The organism is Variovorax sp. 10N412, from assembly GCF_056394985.1.
In genome coordinates this window covers 35,039-50,495 of record NZ_JBFTIO010000019.1, presented here as the reverse complement: position 1 = coordinate 50,495, position 15,457 = coordinate 35,039, and the positions used below count along the sequence as shown (strand labels likewise).

At 67.7% G+C, this 15,457-nt stretch carries 16 protein-coding genes; 4 read left to right on the top strand and 12 right to left on the bottom strand.

The window, feature by feature from the left end; all coding sequences use genetic code 11:
• Nucleotides 1–10 precede the first annotated feature (10 nt).
• Entirely contained in the window at nt 11–916 is a 906-nt protein-coding gene (locus tag AC1DJH_RS28770) for a LysR family transcriptional regulator (RefSeq protein ID WP_478188015.1), read from the bottom strand.
• A 112-nt stretch (nt 917–1,028) separates the two neighbouring features.
• Here AC1DJH_RS28770 and AC1DJH_RS28765 point away from each other — a divergent pair, with 112 nt between their 5' ends.
• On the top strand, nt 1,029–2,546 hold the full coding sequence (locus AC1DJH_RS28765; protein ID WP_478188014.1) for an MFS transporter: 1,518 nt from the start codon (nt 1,029–1,031) through the stop codon (nt 2,544–2,546).
• Nucleotides 2,547–2,722: 176 nt separating this feature from the next.
• Nucleotides 2,723–2,947 carry a SlyX family protein gene (locus tag AC1DJH_RS28760; RefSeq protein ID WP_472121159.1) on the top strand — a complete coding sequence of 75 codons (225 nt, stop codon included), beginning with the start codon at nt 2,723–2,725 and terminating at the stop codon, nt 2,945–2,947.
• A 35-nt stretch (nt 2,948–2,982) separates the two neighbouring features.
• On the opposite strand, the gene trhA is transcribed toward AC1DJH_RS28760, so the two are convergent.
• The 8 genes from trhA to cyoA form a co-directional block, all read right to left on the bottom strand.
• A complete protein-coding gene (trhA, locus tag AC1DJH_RS28755) occupies nt 2,983–3,669 on the bottom strand; it encodes a PAQR family membrane homeostasis protein TrhA (RefSeq protein ID WP_478188013.1) in 687 nt (228 codons plus the stop codon).
• A 93-nt stretch (nt 3,670–3,762) separates the two neighbouring features.
• A complete protein-coding gene (locus AC1DJH_RS28750) occupies nt 3,763–4,308 on the bottom strand; it encodes a response regulator transcription factor (protein ID WP_478188012.1) in 546 nt (181 codons plus the stop codon).
• Complete coding sequence (locus tag AC1DJH_RS28745; protein WP_478188068.1) at nt 4,289–5,719, bottom strand: ATP-binding protein; 1,431 nt, start codon at nt 5,717–5,719, stop codon at nt 4,289–4,291. The genes AC1DJH_RS28750 and AC1DJH_RS28745 overlap by 20 nt, the downstream gene beginning before the upstream one ends.
• 53 nt (nt 5,720–5,772) lie before the next feature.
• Nucleotides 5,773–6,540 carry an SURF1 family protein gene (locus AC1DJH_RS28740; protein ID WP_478188011.1) on the bottom strand — a complete coding sequence of 256 codons (768 nt, stop codon included), beginning with the start codon at nt 6,538–6,540 and terminating at the stop codon, nt 5,773–5,775.
• Nucleotides 6,540–6,935: a cytochrome o ubiquinol oxidase subunit IV gene (gene cyoD / locus AC1DJH_RS28735; RefSeq protein WP_435484709.1), complete on the bottom strand. Its 396-nt coding sequence runs from the start codon at nt 6,933–6,935 to the stop codon at nt 6,540–6,542. The genes AC1DJH_RS28740 and cyoD overlap by 1 nt, the downstream gene beginning before the upstream one ends.
• On the bottom strand, nt 6,932–7,594 hold the full coding sequence (gene cyoC, locus AC1DJH_RS28730) for a cytochrome o ubiquinol oxidase subunit III (RefSeq protein WP_478188010.1): 663 nt from the start codon (nt 7,592–7,594) through the stop codon (nt 6,932–6,934). The genes cyoD and cyoC overlap by 4 nt, the downstream gene beginning before the upstream one ends.
• Complete coding sequence (cyoB, locus tag AC1DJH_RS28725; RefSeq protein ID WP_435484707.1) at nt 7,587–9,590, bottom strand: cytochrome o ubiquinol oxidase subunit I; 2,004 nt, start codon at nt 9,588–9,590, stop codon at nt 7,587–7,589. Before cyoB ends, cyoC begins: the two co-directional genes overlap by 8 nt.
• A gap of 2 nt (nt 9,591–9,592) precedes the next feature.
• On the bottom strand, nt 9,593–10,618 hold the full coding sequence (gene cyoA, locus AC1DJH_RS28720) for a ubiquinol oxidase subunit II (protein ID WP_478188009.1): 1,026 nt from the start codon (nt 10,616–10,618) through the stop codon (nt 9,593–9,595).
• A gap of 180 nt (nt 10,619–10,798) precedes the next feature.
• On the opposite strand from cyoA, the gene AC1DJH_RS28715 reads away from it, so the two are divergent.
• Nucleotides 10,799–12,136: an MFS transporter gene (locus AC1DJH_RS28715; protein ID WP_435436124.1), complete on the top strand. Its 1,338-nt coding sequence runs from the start codon at nt 10,799–10,801 to the stop codon at nt 12,134–12,136.
• 68 nt (nt 12,137–12,204) lie between these two features.
• Complete coding sequence (locus tag AC1DJH_RS28710; RefSeq protein WP_478188008.1) at nt 12,205–12,888, top strand: HAD family hydrolase; 684 nt, start codon at nt 12,205–12,207, stop codon at nt 12,886–12,888.
• Between the two features lie 50 nt (nt 12,889–12,938).
• Here AC1DJH_RS28710 and AC1DJH_RS28705 read toward each other — a convergent pair whose 3' ends face one another.
• The 3 genes from AC1DJH_RS28705 to AC1DJH_RS28695 are packed head-to-tail and all read right to left on the bottom strand — an operon-like array spanning nt 12,939 to nt 15,399.
• Nucleotides 12,939–13,952, bottom strand: coding sequence for an isopenicillin N synthase family dioxygenase (locus AC1DJH_RS28705; RefSeq protein WP_478188007.1), 1,014 nt, complete (start codon nt 13,950–13,952; stop codon nt 12,939–12,941).
• Entirely contained in the window at nt 13,949–14,692 is a 744-nt protein-coding gene (locus tag AC1DJH_RS28700; RefSeq protein WP_478188006.1) for an amino acid ABC transporter ATP-binding protein, read from the bottom strand. The genes AC1DJH_RS28705 and AC1DJH_RS28700 overlap by 4 nt, the downstream gene beginning before the upstream one ends.
• On the bottom strand, nt 14,689–15,399 hold the full coding sequence (locus AC1DJH_RS28695) for an amino acid ABC transporter permease (RefSeq protein ID WP_435484702.1): 711 nt from the start codon (nt 15,397–15,399) through the stop codon (nt 14,689–14,691). The genes AC1DJH_RS28700 and AC1DJH_RS28695 overlap by 4 nt, the downstream gene beginning before the upstream one ends.
• Nucleotides 15,400–15,457: the final 58 nt, after the last annotated feature.

Sequence of the window (15,457 nt, the reverse complement as noted above, 5' to 3'; positions counted from 1 at the left end):
ACTTTAAGCCTTAGTTCTCAATGCCGGTGGCGTCGCCGGCTGGCTTGAACATGTGCTCGCCCGCGAAATCCACGAACGCGCGCACCTTGGGCGAGAGCTGCCGGCTCGACGGCCACAGCGCGGAGAACTGGCCCTGGCGCACCAGGTGCGTGGCCAGCACACGCTGGAGTTCGCCGCGGCCCAGCGCATCGCGCGCCAGGAAGTCGGGCATGTAGGCCACGCCGAGGCCCGCGACGGCCGCGCCCAGCATGGCCTCCATGTTGTTGCACAGCAGGCCCGGCGGCAGCTGTTCGGGCAGGCCGGGCAGGTCCCATTCCTCGACCTTGCCGCCGGTGACGAACTTGTAGCGCAGGCAGGCGTGCCGCGCGAGGTCGGCCGGCACCAGCGGCACGCCGTGGCGCGCCAAATAGGCGGGCGACGCCGCCAGCACGAAATGGAACGGGCCGAGCCGGCGCGCGACCAGCTGCGAGTCGACCAGCTCGCCGCTGCGGATGGCCACGTCCACGCCTTCGGCGATCACGTCGACCAGCCGGTCGTTGAAGTCGAGGTCGAGCTCGATCTCGGGAAAGCGCGCCTTGAAGGCCGGCAGCACCGGCAGCAGGAAGCGATAGCCGATGGTCGGCAGGCTCACGCGCAGGCGGCCGCGCGGCGCGGCCACTGCGTCCTGCATCATGGCGCGCGCGTCGTCCAGTTCGTCGAGGATGCGGCGGCAGCGCTCGTGGAACATCGCACCCTCCTGCGTGAGCCGCGTGTGGCGCGTGGTGCGGTTGAATAGGCGCACCCCGAGCTGCTGTTCCAGCCGTGCGACGTTCTTGCCCACGGCGGAGGCCGAGATGCCCAGCAGCCGGCCGGCCTTGGCGAAGCTCAGGAGGTCCGCCGCGCGCACGAAGGATTCGAGTCCGCTGAAGCTGTCCATGGATTGGCAACCTTGGGTTGGGGGTCTGAGGATCAAAGGCGCCATTCTCATTCCATTGAATCCTTTTTATCTTTGCCCCTTCTTGTTCTTTCTGCGCGAAGGCGCTTTTTCGATGCTCTCGTCCTCCTCCAAGAACTGGCTGCTCGCCGCCGTCTGCCTGGCCGCGCTGGGCATGCCGCTGAGCTTCACCGGCCCGGCCGTGGTGCTGCCCGCCGTGCATGCCGCGCTCGGCGGCAGCCCGGTGCAACTGAACTGGGTGACCAATGCCTTCATGCTGAGCTTCGGCGCCACGCTGATGGCCGCCGGCGCGCTGGCCGATGCGTACGGCCGCAAGCGGGTGTTCCTGCTGGGGCTCGCGGTGATGGCGCTGGGCAGTGCGCTGCTGACGCTGGCGCCGGGCATCGTGGCCTTCGACCTCGCGCGCGCCCTGCAGGGGCTGGGCTCGGCCGCGGCCTTCGCGGCGGGCACGGCCGCGCTGGCGCAGGTGTTCGACGGCGCGGCGCGCATGCGGGCGTTCAGCCTCATCGGCACCGCGTTCGGCGTGGGGCTGTCGTGCGGTTCCGCGCTGTCGGGCTGGCTGGCCGTGGCGTTCGGCTGGCAGGCCGTGATGCTGGGCCCCGGGGCTGTCAGCCTCGTGGCGCTGTGCATGGCCGCGGCCTGCATGCGCGAGTCGCGCAATCCGCACGCGATGGGCCTGGACCTGCCGGGCACCATCACCTTCACCGCCGCGCTGAGCCTGCTCACGCTGGGCGTGCTGCAGGCGCCCGACAGCGGCTGGGGCAGCCCGTGGGTCGTCGGCCCGCTGGCGGGCGCGGCGCTGATGGGTGCGGCCTTCATCGCCATCGAGCGGCGCGTGGCGCACCCGATGCTCGACCTGACGCTGTTCCGCTTTCCGCGCTTCGTCGGCGTGCAGTTGCTGGCCGCGGCGCCGGCCTATGGCTTCGTGGTGCTGCTGGTGCTGCTGCCGATTCGCTTCATCGGGCTGGAAGGGCGCAGCGCGCTGGAGGCGGGCAGCATCATGTTCGCGCTGTCGGGGCCCATCCTCGTGGTGCCGACGCTGGCCGCGTGGCTGGCGCACCGGTTCTCGGCCGGTGCGATTTCCGCGGTCGGGCTGCTGGTGTGCGCGGCCGGGCTGGTCTGGCTGAGCCGCTGCGCGCCGGGCGCGCCGCTGCACGAACTGGCCGGGGCGCTGCTGCTGATCGGCGCGGGCATCGGCCTGCCGTGGGGCCTGATGGACGGGCTGGCCGTGAGCGTGGTGCCGCGCGAGCGCGCGGGCATGGCGTCGGGCATCTTCAACACGGTGCGGGTGGCGGGCGAGGGCATTGCGCTGGCGCTGGTCGGGGCGGGGCTCGCGGCGCTGGTGGCGGCGCAGCTGGGGCGCCTGGGCCATGACGCCGGGGCGTCGCAGGCGGCCCAGCGCATGACGACGGGCGACCTGTCGCAGGCGATGGCGTTGCTGCCCGGCATCGACCGCGCGGTGCTGCTTCAGGCGTACGGCGCTGCGTTCGGCACCTTGCTGTGCGTGCTGGCGGGGGTGACGGTGCTGACGGCGCTGGTGGTGTTCGTGTTCCTGCGCGGCGAGGCGCAGGCGCAAGAGGCGGCGGGGGCGTTGAAGTCGCCGGCTTGCTGAGGGGACGTCTTGCTCCTTCCCCTGACAGGTGAAGGCTGGGACGGGGGCACGCGGCCTTCGCAAAAGCCGCTGGTGTTTGACATGCCGCTTGCCCCCACCCCAGCCCTCCCCCGGAAGGGGAGGGAGCAAGGCAGGGTGTCACAAGGAAGCACTCGATCTTCCTGTCCAATAGCGGCATGGACCATTCACCGAACGCGCTCGCAGAGCGGCTGACCGAACTCGAGATCAAGTCCAGCTACGCCGAAGACCTGCTCGAGCAACTGAACATGACGATCTACCGCCAGCAGGAACAGATCGACCGGCTGATCCGGCAGGTTGCGCAACTGCGCGAGCAGAGCCAGAACGCGATGCAGGACGGCTCGGGGAGCAATCCTCGCGACGAGTTGCCGCCGCATTACTGAGGCGCAGGCTCGGCCGTGCGCACCGAGGCAGGCGCTCAGCCGTGCGCGTGCCAGAGCACGGCGAAGAAATGGCAGGTGCTGCCCGCGAGCACGAACAGGTGCCACACCGAATGCGCAAAGCGCACCTTGTTGTCGAACAGGAACACCACGGCGCCCGCCGTGTAGAAAAGCCCGCCTGCCACCAGCCAGCCCAGCCCTGCCGCCGACATGCGCTCGTACAGCGGCACGGCCGCCATCAGCGCCATCCAGCCCATCGCCACGTACAGCCCGGTCGACCACAGCGGATGCTGCAACCGGTTGAACAGCTTGGCGCTCACGCCCAGCACCGCGGCCGCGCAGATGGCGCCGAACAGCGTCCAGCCCAGCGGCCCGCGCAGCACGCCGAACAGGAAGGGCATGTAGCTGCCCGCGATGAACAGGTAGATGGCCGCGTGGTCCAGCCGGTTGAACCAGGCCTTGGCGCGGCCCATGGGCAGCGCGTGGTACAGCGTGGAAATCAGGTACAGCACGATCGCCGTGCCCGCGAACAGGCAGGCGCCGACCACGCCCGCGGCCTGCCCCTTCTGCGCCGCGCTGTAGACCAGCACGGGCAGCGAGGCGATGGCCAGCACCAGGCCCAGGCCGTGGCTCAGCGCGTTGAAGAGTTCTTCCATCGCCGTCTGGTCGCGTGCCGCCAGGAGGGTGCTGCGTGCCGCGGGTTGCGTCTGTGAAGGAGCTGTCATCGGTACCTCATGCGCGTGGGGTGGATGGGGGAGACGGGTTGCAAGAACCGCACCGTGCCGGCCTGGCCCGGCTCGGCCCGGCCCGGCCCGGCCTTATTTGACCTGCTGCTTGCCCAGCTTGCGCGCCAGCGTGCGCCGGTGCATGCCGAGCCTGCGCGCGGTCTCCGAGATGTTGAAGCCGGTCTCGGCCAGCGTTTCGTGGATGCGTTCCCATTCGAGCGTCTTGATCGAGGTGGAGCGGTTGGTCAGCTCCACCTCGGTGGTGCCGGCCGCACGGCCGAAGGCGGCCTCGATGTCGTCGGTGTTCGACGGCTTGGCCAGGTAGTGGCAGGCGCCCAGCTTGATGGCCTCCACCGCGGTGGCGATGCTGGCGAAGCCCGTGAGCACCACGATCAGCATCTTGGGGTTGTGACGGTGCAGGATCTGCACGCAGGCCAGGCCCGAGGCCTCGCCGTTGAGTTTCAGGTCGACCACCGCGTAGCCGGGCGACCTGGCGGCCAGCAGGGACTCGACCTCCACGAGGTTGGTCGCCTGCGCCACGCCGTAGCCGCGGCGCTCGAACGAGCGGCCGAGCGCGCGCGCGAAAGCGTCGTCGTCCTCGACGATCAGCAACTGGCGCTCAGCTTCGGTGTCTGTCATGGCCTTCCGATTCGATGGTTCCGCTCGCCGGGAGGGCGTCGTTCCCGACGAACGCGACGTCCTCTTCTTCCTCTTCTTCCACTTCTTCCTCTTCCAGCACGATCGCCGCCAGCGGCAGCGTGATCTTCACGATGGCGCCGCCCTCGGGCCGGTTGAGCGCCGCGACGCGTCCGCCCACCGTGCGCGCCACGTTGACCACCAGAAACAGCCCCAGGCCGCCGCCGGGGCGGCCCTTGCTCGACTGGTAGGGTTTGCCGAACTCCTTCAGGATGGCCGGCAGAAAGCCGGGGCCCGCGTCGGTGACGGTGATGGTCAGCGTGTCGGCGTCGTGCGCCGCTTCCAGGCGCAGCCAGTGCGGCGACGCCTCCAGTGCATTGTCGAGGACGTTGCAGATCATCTGCTTGAGCGCCGAGTCGGAGACCATGGGCAGGTCGCGGCCAAAGCGGTTGTCGTACTCGAAGTCCTCGATGGGGCGGGTGGTGCGCCATTCCGCGACCAGGGCGTCCAGGAAGGTGCTGACGGTGGTTTCCTCGGACGACTCGCCGCGCGCCTCGCCGGCCGACAGCAGGATGCCGCTCACGATGCTCTTGCAGCGCTGGATCTGCAGTTCCATTTCGGCCACTTCGGTCAGCAGTTCGGGGTCGGAGCTGAAGTGCGGCAGCCGGCGCCAGTCGCCCAGGATCACCGCCAGCGTGGCCAGCGGCGTGCCCAGTTCATGGGCCGCGCCCGAGGCCAGCAAGCCCATGCGCACGATGTGTTCTTCTTCCGAGGCGCGCTGGCGCATGTCGGCCAGCCGCGCATCGCGCGCGCGCAGGTTGCGGCTGATGCGCGTGATGAAGATCACCAGCAGCGCCGCGTTCAGCGCAAAGCACACCAGCATGCCCTGGATGTAGGGGCTCCACAGGCCGCGGTCGTGGTCCAGCGGCAGCGCGAGCGGGCGCGAGAACAGCGCCAGCAGCGCAAAGCAAAGGCTGGTGATGACTACGATGGTCCAGATCGACCAGGGCTTGAGCAGCACCGCGCCCAGCGTCACCTGCAGCAGGAACAAGAACACGAAGGGGTTGGTCGCGCCGCCGCTCAGGTAGAGCTGCGCCGTGAGCGTGGCCACGTCGATCAGCAGCGCCAGGAACAGTTCGCCGTTGGTCACGCGCCGGGGGCTGCGCGAGCGCCACAGGCTGACCATGTTGAAGAGCGCCAGGCAGGTCAGCACCTGCAGCATGTGGTCCAGCGGCAGCCGGATGGCGAAGCCGTAGTGCACCAGCAAGATGGTGACCACCTGCCCGACCACGGCGAACCAGCGCAGCTGGATCAGTTGCAGCATGTTCTGGTGGCCAGTGGCGTTGTCCAGGGTCGAGAACCCGACGCGGGGGGCAGGCAGCTCGCCCGCGACAGCCTCGGTCGTGGCGAACATCTTGGGTGGGGTGGGCGTCGGCATGGCCTGCATTTTCGCCGCACCCTCGGGGCTCACTCCGGTGACCCTCGGCGCTTCTCGTCGCGCCAGACGAACCACGCCGCGCCCAGCACCATCAGCGCCAGGCCGTACCAGGTGAAGGCATAGACGGCGTGGCTGTTGGGAAAGGCGATGACCGTCAGGCCGCCGGCGGGCCATGCGGGTGTGTCGGTGGACGGCGCTGCCTGCGCCGGTGCCCCCTCGGCATCGATGAAGTAGGGCGCCACCTTCGTCAGGCCGCGCGCCGCGGCAATGGCCTGCACGTCGCGCGAGAACCAGCGGTCGGCCGCGGGGTCGTTCTTGCGCAGGAAGCCGCCGTTCGGCTCGGTGAGGCGCAGCAGGCCGTTGACGGTCGTCTCGCCCTGGGGCTCGGGGGTGGTGCGCGCCTGGCGTTCACGCGCTTCGGGTGGCACGAAGCCGCGGTTGACCAGCACCGTGGTGCCGTCGGCGGCCTTCAGCGGGGTGAGCACCCAGAAGCCGGCGCCGAGCCGGGTGCTGGCCTGCACCAGGGTCTCTTTGTCGTGGAGGAAGGTGCCGGCGATGCGAAGGTGCCGGTACTCGTCGTTCGCCGCGCTGATGGCGGGCCATTCGCCTTGCCCCGGGGCCGCGGAGGCCGGGGCGTGCACGCGCCGGTCGACGCGGGCGATGAGATCGAGCTTCCAGGCCCGGCGCTCGACTTGCCAGGTGCCGAGTGCGAAGAACCCGGCGAAGGCGATGATGCCGAAGACCGCCAGCGCCACCCGCGCGGCGGCCGAACGCTGGCGGACTGCCGGCACTGCCATCAGGGCATGTTCTTCATGTCGTGCATGGACGGCATCATGTTGGTGTTCATGTGGTACATGACCCACAGCGAGCCGGCCAGCGTGATGACCACGACCACGATGGTGAAGATGAGTGCCAGCAGGTTCCAGCCGCCTTCGGACTTGGCGTCCATGTGCAGGAAATACACCATGTGCACCACGATCTGCACCACGGCGAAAGCGAGGATGACCAGGGCGGTGGTGTTGGGCTTGTCGAACACCTTGGCCATCACCAGCCAGAACGGAATGGCGGTCAGGATCACGGCCAGCACGAAGCCGGTCATGTAGCCCTTGAAGGTGCTGTGGCTCACGGGACCGTCGTCATGGTCGTCGTGGCCATGTGCGCCGTGGCCGGCGTTGTCGATATGCGCGCTCATTGCAGCGATCCCATCAGGTACACGAAGGTGAAGACGCCGATCCAGACCACGTCCAGAAAGTGCCAGAACATCGACAGGCACATCAGGCGGCGGCGGTTGGCGGCGGTGAAGCCGTGCTTGGGCAGCTGCACCATCAGCACGATGAGCCAGATGATGCCGAAGGTCACGTGCAGGCCGTGGGTGCCCACCAGCGCGAAGAACGACGACAGGAAGGCGCTGCGCTGCGGGCCGGCGCCTTCGTGGATCAGGTGCGCGAATTCATACAGCTCCAGGCCGATGAAGCCCGCGCCCAGCAGGCCGGTGATGGCCAGCCACACCAACACGCCGCCCATGCGGCGCTGCTGCATCTGCAGCATGGCGAAGCCGTAGGTGATGGACGACAGCAGCAGCAGCGAGGTGTTGATCGCCACCAGCGGCAGGTCGAACAGGTCGGCGCCCGAAGGGCCGGCCGCGTAGCTGCGGCCCAGCACGCCGTACACCGCGAACAGGCACGCGAAGATCAGGCAGTCGCTCATCAGGTAGAGCCAGAACCCCAGCAGGGTCCCGTTCTCCGGATGGTGGTCTTCGTTGCGGACGTTGAACAGCTCGAAGGTGGGCACGCTCGCGGCGTTGCCCACGGTGTTCGTGTGGCTGGAGGGGAGGGTGGTGCTGTTAGACATGGGCAGCCAGGAGGCGCGTGCGCGCGTCTTCGGTGCGAACCACTTCATCCGCGGGGATGTGGTAGTCGCGCTTGTAGTTGAAGGTGTGGACGATGATGGCGACCAGCATGGCGACGAAGCTCACGCCGGCCAGCAGCCACATCTGCCAGATCATGGCGAAGCCGAGCACCGCGCTCAGTGCGGCGATGACGAAGCCGGCGGCCGTGTTCTTCGGCATGTGGATCGGGCTGAAGCCGTCCAGTGCGCGCTGGTAGCCGCGGGCCTTCATGTCCGACCAGGCGTCGTTGTCATGGATGCGCGGGGTGAACGCGAAGTTGTAGGCCGGCGGGGGCGACGAGGTCGACCATTCGAGCGTGCGGCCGTCCCATGGGTCGCCCGTGGTGTCGCGCAGCGAATCGCGGCGGATGTAGCTCACCACCAGCTGGATGATGAAGCACGCAATGCCCAGTGCGATCAGCACGGCGCCGAAGGCGGCGACCTGGAACCAGATCTGCAGCGACATGTCCTGGAAGTGGCTCATGCGGCGCGTGACGCCCATCAGGCCGAGCACGTACAGCGGCATGAAGGCGGTCCAGAAGCCGACGATCCAGAACCAGAACGAGCACTTGCCCCAGAACGGGTCGAGCTTGTAGCCGAAGGCCTTGGGGAACCAGTAGGTGATGCCCGCCAGCATGCCGAACAGCACGCCGCCGATGATCACGTTGTGGAAGTGGGCGATCAGGAACAGGCTGTTGTGCAGCACGAAGTCGGCCGGGGGAACCGCCAGCAGCACGCCGGTCATGCCGCCGAACACGAAGGTGATCATGAAGCCGATGGTCCACATCATGGGCAGCTCGAAACGGATCCGGCCGCGGTACATGGTGAAGAGCCAGTTGAAGATCTTCGCCCCGGTCGGGATCGAGATGATCATCGTCGTGATGCCGAAGAACGAGTTCACGCTGGCGCCGGAGCCCATGGTGAAGAAGTGGTGCAGCCACACGAGGTACGACAGGATGGTGATCACCACCGTGGCGTACACCATCGAGGCGTAGCCGAACAGGCGCTTGCCGGAGAAGGTGGAGACCACTTCCGAGAAGATGCCGAAGGCCGGCAGGATCAGGATGTACACCTCGGGGTGGCCCCAGATCCAGATCAGGTTCACGTACATCATGGCGTTGCCGCCCATGTCGTTCGTGAAGAAGTTGGTGCCGACGTAGCGGTCGAGCGACAGCAGGGCCAGCACGGCGGTCAGCACCGGGAAGGCGGCGACGATCAGCACGTTGGTGCACAGGGCGGTCCAGGTGAAGACGGGCATCTTCATCATGGTCATGCCGGGCGCGCGCATCTTCACGATGGTCGCCAGCAGGTTCACGCCGGAGAGCAACGTGCCTACCCCCGCTATCTGCAATGACCATATGTAGTAGTCGACCCCCACGTCGGGGCTGAAGATGATGCCCGACAGCGGCGGGTATGCCAGCCAGCCGGTCTTGGCGAATTCGCCGACGAACAGCGACGCCATCACGAGGCCGGCGCCGAAGGTGGTCATCCAGAAGCTGAAGTTGTTCAGGAACGGGAAGGCCACGTCGCGCGCGCCGATCTGCAGCGGCACCACGAAGTTCATGAGGCCCGTGACCAGCGGCATCGCCACGAAGAAGATCATGATCACGCCGTGGGCGGTGAAGACCTGGTCGTAGTGGTGCGGCGGCAGGAAGCCGGCGTTGTCGCCGAAGGCCATCGCCTGCTGGGCGCGCATCATCAGCGCGTCGGCAAAGCCGCGCAGCAGCATCACCAGGCCCAGGATGATGTACATGATGCCGATCTTCTTGTGGTCGATGCTGGTGATCCAGTCACGCCACAAGGGGCCCCACAGCTTGAAGTACGTCAGGGCGATGAGGACGGCGAGGCCGCCCAGCACCACACCGCCGAAGGTTGCGAGCAGGATGGGCTCGTGGAAGGGAATCGCCTCCCAGGAGAGGCGGCCGAAGACCAGCTTCGTGAGGTCGAGGTGTTCGAGCATCGTTATTCTTCGGTAGTGCACATTGCCGTGACGTACTTACGCTTCGGCGAATTGATGTTGTCGGGCTGCCAGGGTTGCATGGTGGCCACGTTGAAGGCGCCGGGCTTGCCCAGTCCGCCGTCGGCATCGATGGCCATCATCTGCTTCATGCACATCTTGCTGCTGTCGACGCAGCGGTTCAGGATGGCGTCGTACAGGTCGGGCGCGACGCTCGCGTAGTGGCGCACCGGCTCGCGTTCGCTGGGCGCCTCGAGCTTCTGGTAGAGCGCGCGGCTGAGTTCGCCTTCGGTGCCGGTCTTGACCTTGGCGACCCACTGGTCGAAGTCGCCGTGGCTCAGGCCGTGGAACTTGAAGCGCATGCCCGAGAAGCCGGCGCCGCTGTAGTTGGCGGAGAAGCCTTCGAACTCGCCCGGCTTGTTGATGACCGCGTTCAGCTTGGTCTCCATGCCCGGCATGGCGTAGATCTGGCCGGCCAGCGCGGGAATGAAGAAGGAGTTCATCACCGAGGAGGCCGTGATCTTGAACAGGATCGGGCGGTCCACCGGGGCGGCCAGCTCGTTCACCGTGGCAATGCCCTGCTCGGGGTAGATGAAGAGCCACTTCCAGTCGAGCGCCACCACTTCGACCACCAGCGGTTGCGTGTCCGCGGGAATGGCGCGCTGGGCGTCGATGCGGCGCAGCGGCTGGTAGGGGTCCAGCGTGTGGGTGCTGATCCAGGTGATCGCGCCGAGCGCGATGATGATGAGCAGCGGCGCCGCCCAGATCGCCAGCTCGAGCTGGGTGGAGTGGTCCCAGTCGGGGCTGTAGACGGCCTCCTTGTTCGACTGGCGGTATCGCCAGGCGAAAAGAATGGTCAGGGCGACCACCGGGATGATGATGATCAGCATCAGCACGGTGGAGACGACGATGAGGCGTCCCTGCTGATGGGCGATGTCGCCGGAGGGGTTCATCAACACCGTGTTACAGCCGGCCAGGAGGGCGACTGGAAGCAGCAGGAGTGATCGGCGAAGGTTCTTTAGGATGTGCATGCCGTGGGGAAAAGAGGTGCAGGGTCGGCGCAAAATGACCCCACAATCTACGCCGTGAGACGGGTTTTGCCTATTGGACGTTTTGTCCTATGGCGGTAAACGTGTTTCAGTGAGACGCTACAGGTTGTCCATGATCCTTATGTGTCGCGCGCCCCCGCGACATTCGAAATACAGCAAGCAATGACGACGTCCAGCATCACTCCGCCAGGCGCCCATCCGCAGCCGAGCTCGCCTGAACGCGACGCCCGCCCGGGTGACGACCACTCGCACATCGCCCCCGGCGAAATCGCCGTCGGCGTGATCATCGGCCGCGCCTCCGAATATTTCGACTTCTTCGTCTACGGCATCGCCTCAGTGCTGGTGTTCCCGGCGGTCTTCTTTCCGTTCGAGCAGCACCTCGAAGGCGTGCTGTACTCCTTCCTGATCTTTTCCTTCGCGTTCATCGCGCGTCCGTTCGGAACTGTCATCTCGATGGCCATCCAGCGACGATTCGGGCGGGAAGCCAAGCTGACGCTGGCGCTCTTCGTGCTGGGCACGTCCACGGCGGGCATCGCGTTCCTGCCCGGCTATGCCAGCCTGGGCTTCACGGCCATCGTGCTGCTGTCGGTGTTCCGCTTCGGCCAGGGCCTGGCGCTCGGCGGCTCGTGGGACGGCCTGCCGTCGCTGCTGGCGCTGAACGCACCGGCCAACCGCCGCGGCTGGTACGCCATGCTGGGCCAGCTGGGCGCGCCCATCGGCTTCTTCATTGCCAGCGCACTGTTCGCCTATCTGTATTCGAGCCTGCCGCGCGAGGACTTCCTCGACTGGGGCTGGCGCTACAGCTTCTACGTGGCCTTCGCGATCAACGTGGTGGCGCTGTTCGCCCGCCTGCGCCTGGTGGCCACCGAAGAGTATTCGCGCCTGCTCGAAGAGCGCGAACTGCAGCCCACCAGCGTGGTCGAGCTGGTGCGCTCGCAGGGCAGCAACCTGCTGATCGGTGCCTTCGCCGCGCTGGCCAGCTATGCGCTGTTCCACCTGATCACCGTGTTCCCGCTGTCCTGGATCACGCTGTACTCCGACCAGTCGGTCTCCGAATTCCTGGTGGTGCAGATGATCGGCGCGGTGCTGTGCGCCGCCGGCATCGTGGCCTCGGGCCTGCTGGCCGACCGCATCGGCCGCCGCTTCACGCTGGGTGGCCTGGCTGCCGTGATCGCCGCGTTCAGCGGCTTTGCACCCACGCTGCTCGACGGCGGCCGGGTCGGCCAGGACATCTTCATCCTGCTGGGCTTCGTGCTGCTGGGCCTGTCGTACGGCCAGGCGGCCGGCGCCGTGACGTCCAACTTCGCCCCCAAGTACCGCTACGTCGGCGCGGCCCTCACGGCCGACCTGGCCTGGCTCGTCGGTGCGGCGTTCGCACCGCTGGTCGCGCTGGGCCTGTCGGCCCACTTCGGGCTGGCCTACGTCAGCATCTACCTGCTGTCGGGCGCCGTCGCCACGCTGGTGGCGCTGGGGCTGAACCGGGCGCTGGTGCGCGACTGACCGCCGGCACTGCCGCCACGTTTCTTTCAGAAGGGGCCTTTCGGCCCCTTTTTCATGAGGATGACCGGATGTTCGCCGCTGCAATTTTCGACATGGACGGGCTGCTCATCGATTCCGAGCGCCCCATCATGGCCGCCTGGATCGAGGCCGCCCGCACACTCGACATCGAGCTTTCGCACAGCCAGTACCTGCAGGTGGTGGGGCTGGCGATGTCGGAATCGCGGCTCATCCTGGCCGGGCTGCTGGGCGGCACCGAGGCCTACAGCCATGCCGTCGACCATGTGCGCCAGCGCCTGCAACTGGAGCGCTCGGACGGCACGCCGATGTTTCCCATCAAGCCCGGCGCGGCCGAGCTGCTGGGCGCGTTGCGCGCGCGTGGCGCGCGCTGCGCCGTGGCCTCGTCGTCCACCCGCGGGCAGATCGAGGCCTGCCTGGGCAGTCTCGGCGTGCTGCACCATTTCTCGGCCTTCGCGGGCGGCGACGAAGTGGCGCGTGCCAAGCCCGATCCGGCGCTCTACCTGCTCGCGGCCGAGCGCCTGGGCGTGGACCCGGCGGAATGCATTGCCTTCGAGGACAGCGAGAACGGCGCCAAGGCCGCGCTGGCCGCGGGCCTGCGCGTGGTCGTGGTGCCCGACCTGAAGCACCCGCCCGCGGCGATCGTCGAGCGGGCGTTCCATGTGCTCGAGTCGCTCAACGACGCGGTGCCGCACCTGCCTCGCTGGTTTCCGGCGGAGGCGGCGAGGCTGCCGTGATCAGGTGCGGCACGCGCCTTTCTTGAAAAGCCGGCCGCAACCCGCGCGATTCAGAGCACTTCGTCGCGCAACTGCGGAAACACCTTCGATACCTTGGCGAGCAGGTAGTCGCCGTAGCGCCCGCTGAAGGCGTGCACGTTGGCGCGGTCCCAGCGCTCGGCGCTGTCGTCGCGCGCCTGGGCCCCCTTGACGCCTTCGAGGCCCTCGATGCGCTGCACGCGCGCGTCGAAGTTCGGGTCGAAGAACAGCGGGAACGACAGCCGGTCGTGGCCCGAGGTGTTGCGCTTGACCCGGTGCGGCGTCGATCTGTACAGCCCGCCGGTCATGCGGTCGAGCATGTCGCCGATGTTGCAGACGAACGAGCCGGCAACGGGCGGCGCGTCGACCCAGCCGCCCGGCGTGTGCACCGCGAGGCCGCCGATGTGGTCCTGGTGCAGCACGGTCAGCAGCCCGTAGTCGGTGTGCTCGCCCACGCCCCATTGCACGTCGAGGCCTGCGGGCGCGGGCTGCGTCGGGTAGTTGAACAGCCGGAACAGGATGAGCGGATCGGCCGTGTAGCGCTCGGCGAAGTAGGCCGCAGGGAGGCCCAGGCTCAGCGCAATGCCTTCCATCAGCCGGTGGCCCAGTTGCGTGACCGCCGCCATGTAGTCGAGGATGGTTTCGCGAAAGTCCGGCAGGTCGGGGAACAGGTTGGGCCCATGCACCGGCGTCTTCGCCAGCACCCGCGGGTGGGTGGCGGGCAGCTCGGTGCCGAGGTAGAGGCCTTCCTTCCAGTCGGGCCGGCCCGAGGTCAGCTCGCCGCCGAGCGGAAAGTAGCCCCGCCACGCACGACCGCCCAGCGCCATGCGCCACCGCATCTTGGTGTCCTCCGGCAGCGCGAAGAAGCGGTGGCTCAGGTCTTCGAGCCGCTGCACCAGCGCCGCATCGACGCCGTGGCCCGTCACATAGAAGAAGCCGTGCGCGCGGCAGGCCGCGCCGATCTGCGCGGCCACCGCGTCGCGGCCGGACGTGCCCGCTATTAGGGGCGCCACGTCGATGAGAGGGAGGGATGCGAGGTTCGTCATGCGTCGCGTGCAAAAGGGGAGCGGATGTCGGACAGGAACTGCTGCGCGCGCGGATGCTGCGGGCGGTTGAAGAAGTCGTCGGGCGTGGCGCGCTCCAGCACCTTGCCTTCGTCCATGAACAGCACGCGGTCGGCCACTTCGCGCGCGAAGCCCATCTCGTGCGTGACGCAGACCATGGTCATGCCGTCGCGCGTGAGGTCGCGCATCACCAGCAGCACCTCGCCGACCATCTCGGGGTCGAGCGCGCTGGTGGGCTCGTCGAACAGCATCAGCGGCGGCTGCATGGCCAGCGCGCGTGCAATGGCCACGCGCTGCTGCTGGCCGCCCGAGAGTTCGCTCGGCCACGCATCGGCCTTGTTGGACAGGCCCACGCGGTGCAGCAGCGCCATCGCGCGCTCGTCGGCCTCCTTGCGCGACAGGCCGCGCAGCTGCATCGGCGCCATCGTGCAGTTCTGCAGCACCGTGAGGTGCGGGAACAGGTTGAACTGCTGGAACACGAAGCCGATGCGCGAGCGGAAGGCGTTCACGTCCAAGCCGCTCGCGTGGATGTCCTGGCCGTCGACCACGATGCGGCCCGACTGGATCGGCTCCAGCCGGTTGAAGGTGCGGATCAGCGTCGACTTGCCCGAGCCCGAGGGGCCGCACACGACCACCACCTCGCCCTTGTGGATGGTCTCGGTCACATCGACCAGGGCGTGATAGCTGCCGTACCACTTGTTGACTTTGTCGAGTTCGATCATGCGGTCACCTTGGCGGTGGCGGTGGAGATGCCGCGGCGCGCGAGCCGGCGTTCCAGCCAGTAGGCGAAGCGCGACAGGCCGAAGCAAAGAATGAAGTACGTGCCGCCCAGGATCAGGTAGATCTGGGCCGGCTTGGTGAACACCTGCGTGTTGATCTGCGTGGCGATGAACGACACCTCGGCCAGTCCGATGATGTAGCCCAGCGAGGTCTCCTTGATGGTCGAGACGAACTGGTTCACCAGCGAGGGCAGCATGCTGCGCAGCGCCTGCGGCAGCACCACCAGGCGCATCGCGCGGCCGTAGCCCAGGCCCAGCGCGCGGGCGGTTTCCATCTGTCCGCGCGGCAGGCCCTGGATGCCGGCGCGCACGATCTCCGCGAGGTAGGCCGCATCGAAGATGACCAGCGCGATCAGCATGGTGGTGAACTGGTCGGTCTTCACGCCGGTGACGCTGGGCAGGAAGAAGTAGGCCCAGAAGATGACCATCAGCAGCGGCACCCCGCGCACCACGAACACGAAGCCGGTGACCGGCCAGCGCAGCCAGCGCCACGGGCTCACGCGCGCCAGGCCCAGCAAGATGCCCAGCGGCAGTGCCAGCACCAGGCCGCACGAGGCCAGCAGCAGCGTGAGCACCAGCCCGCCGAGCGGGCCGTTGGGGTACTGCCCGATGAGGAAGTACACCCAGTAGTCGTTGATGATTTCGATCATCGGCAATGGCCCCCACGCTCGGCACCGCGTGTGCTCGCTGCCCCCCGAGGGGGCCGCT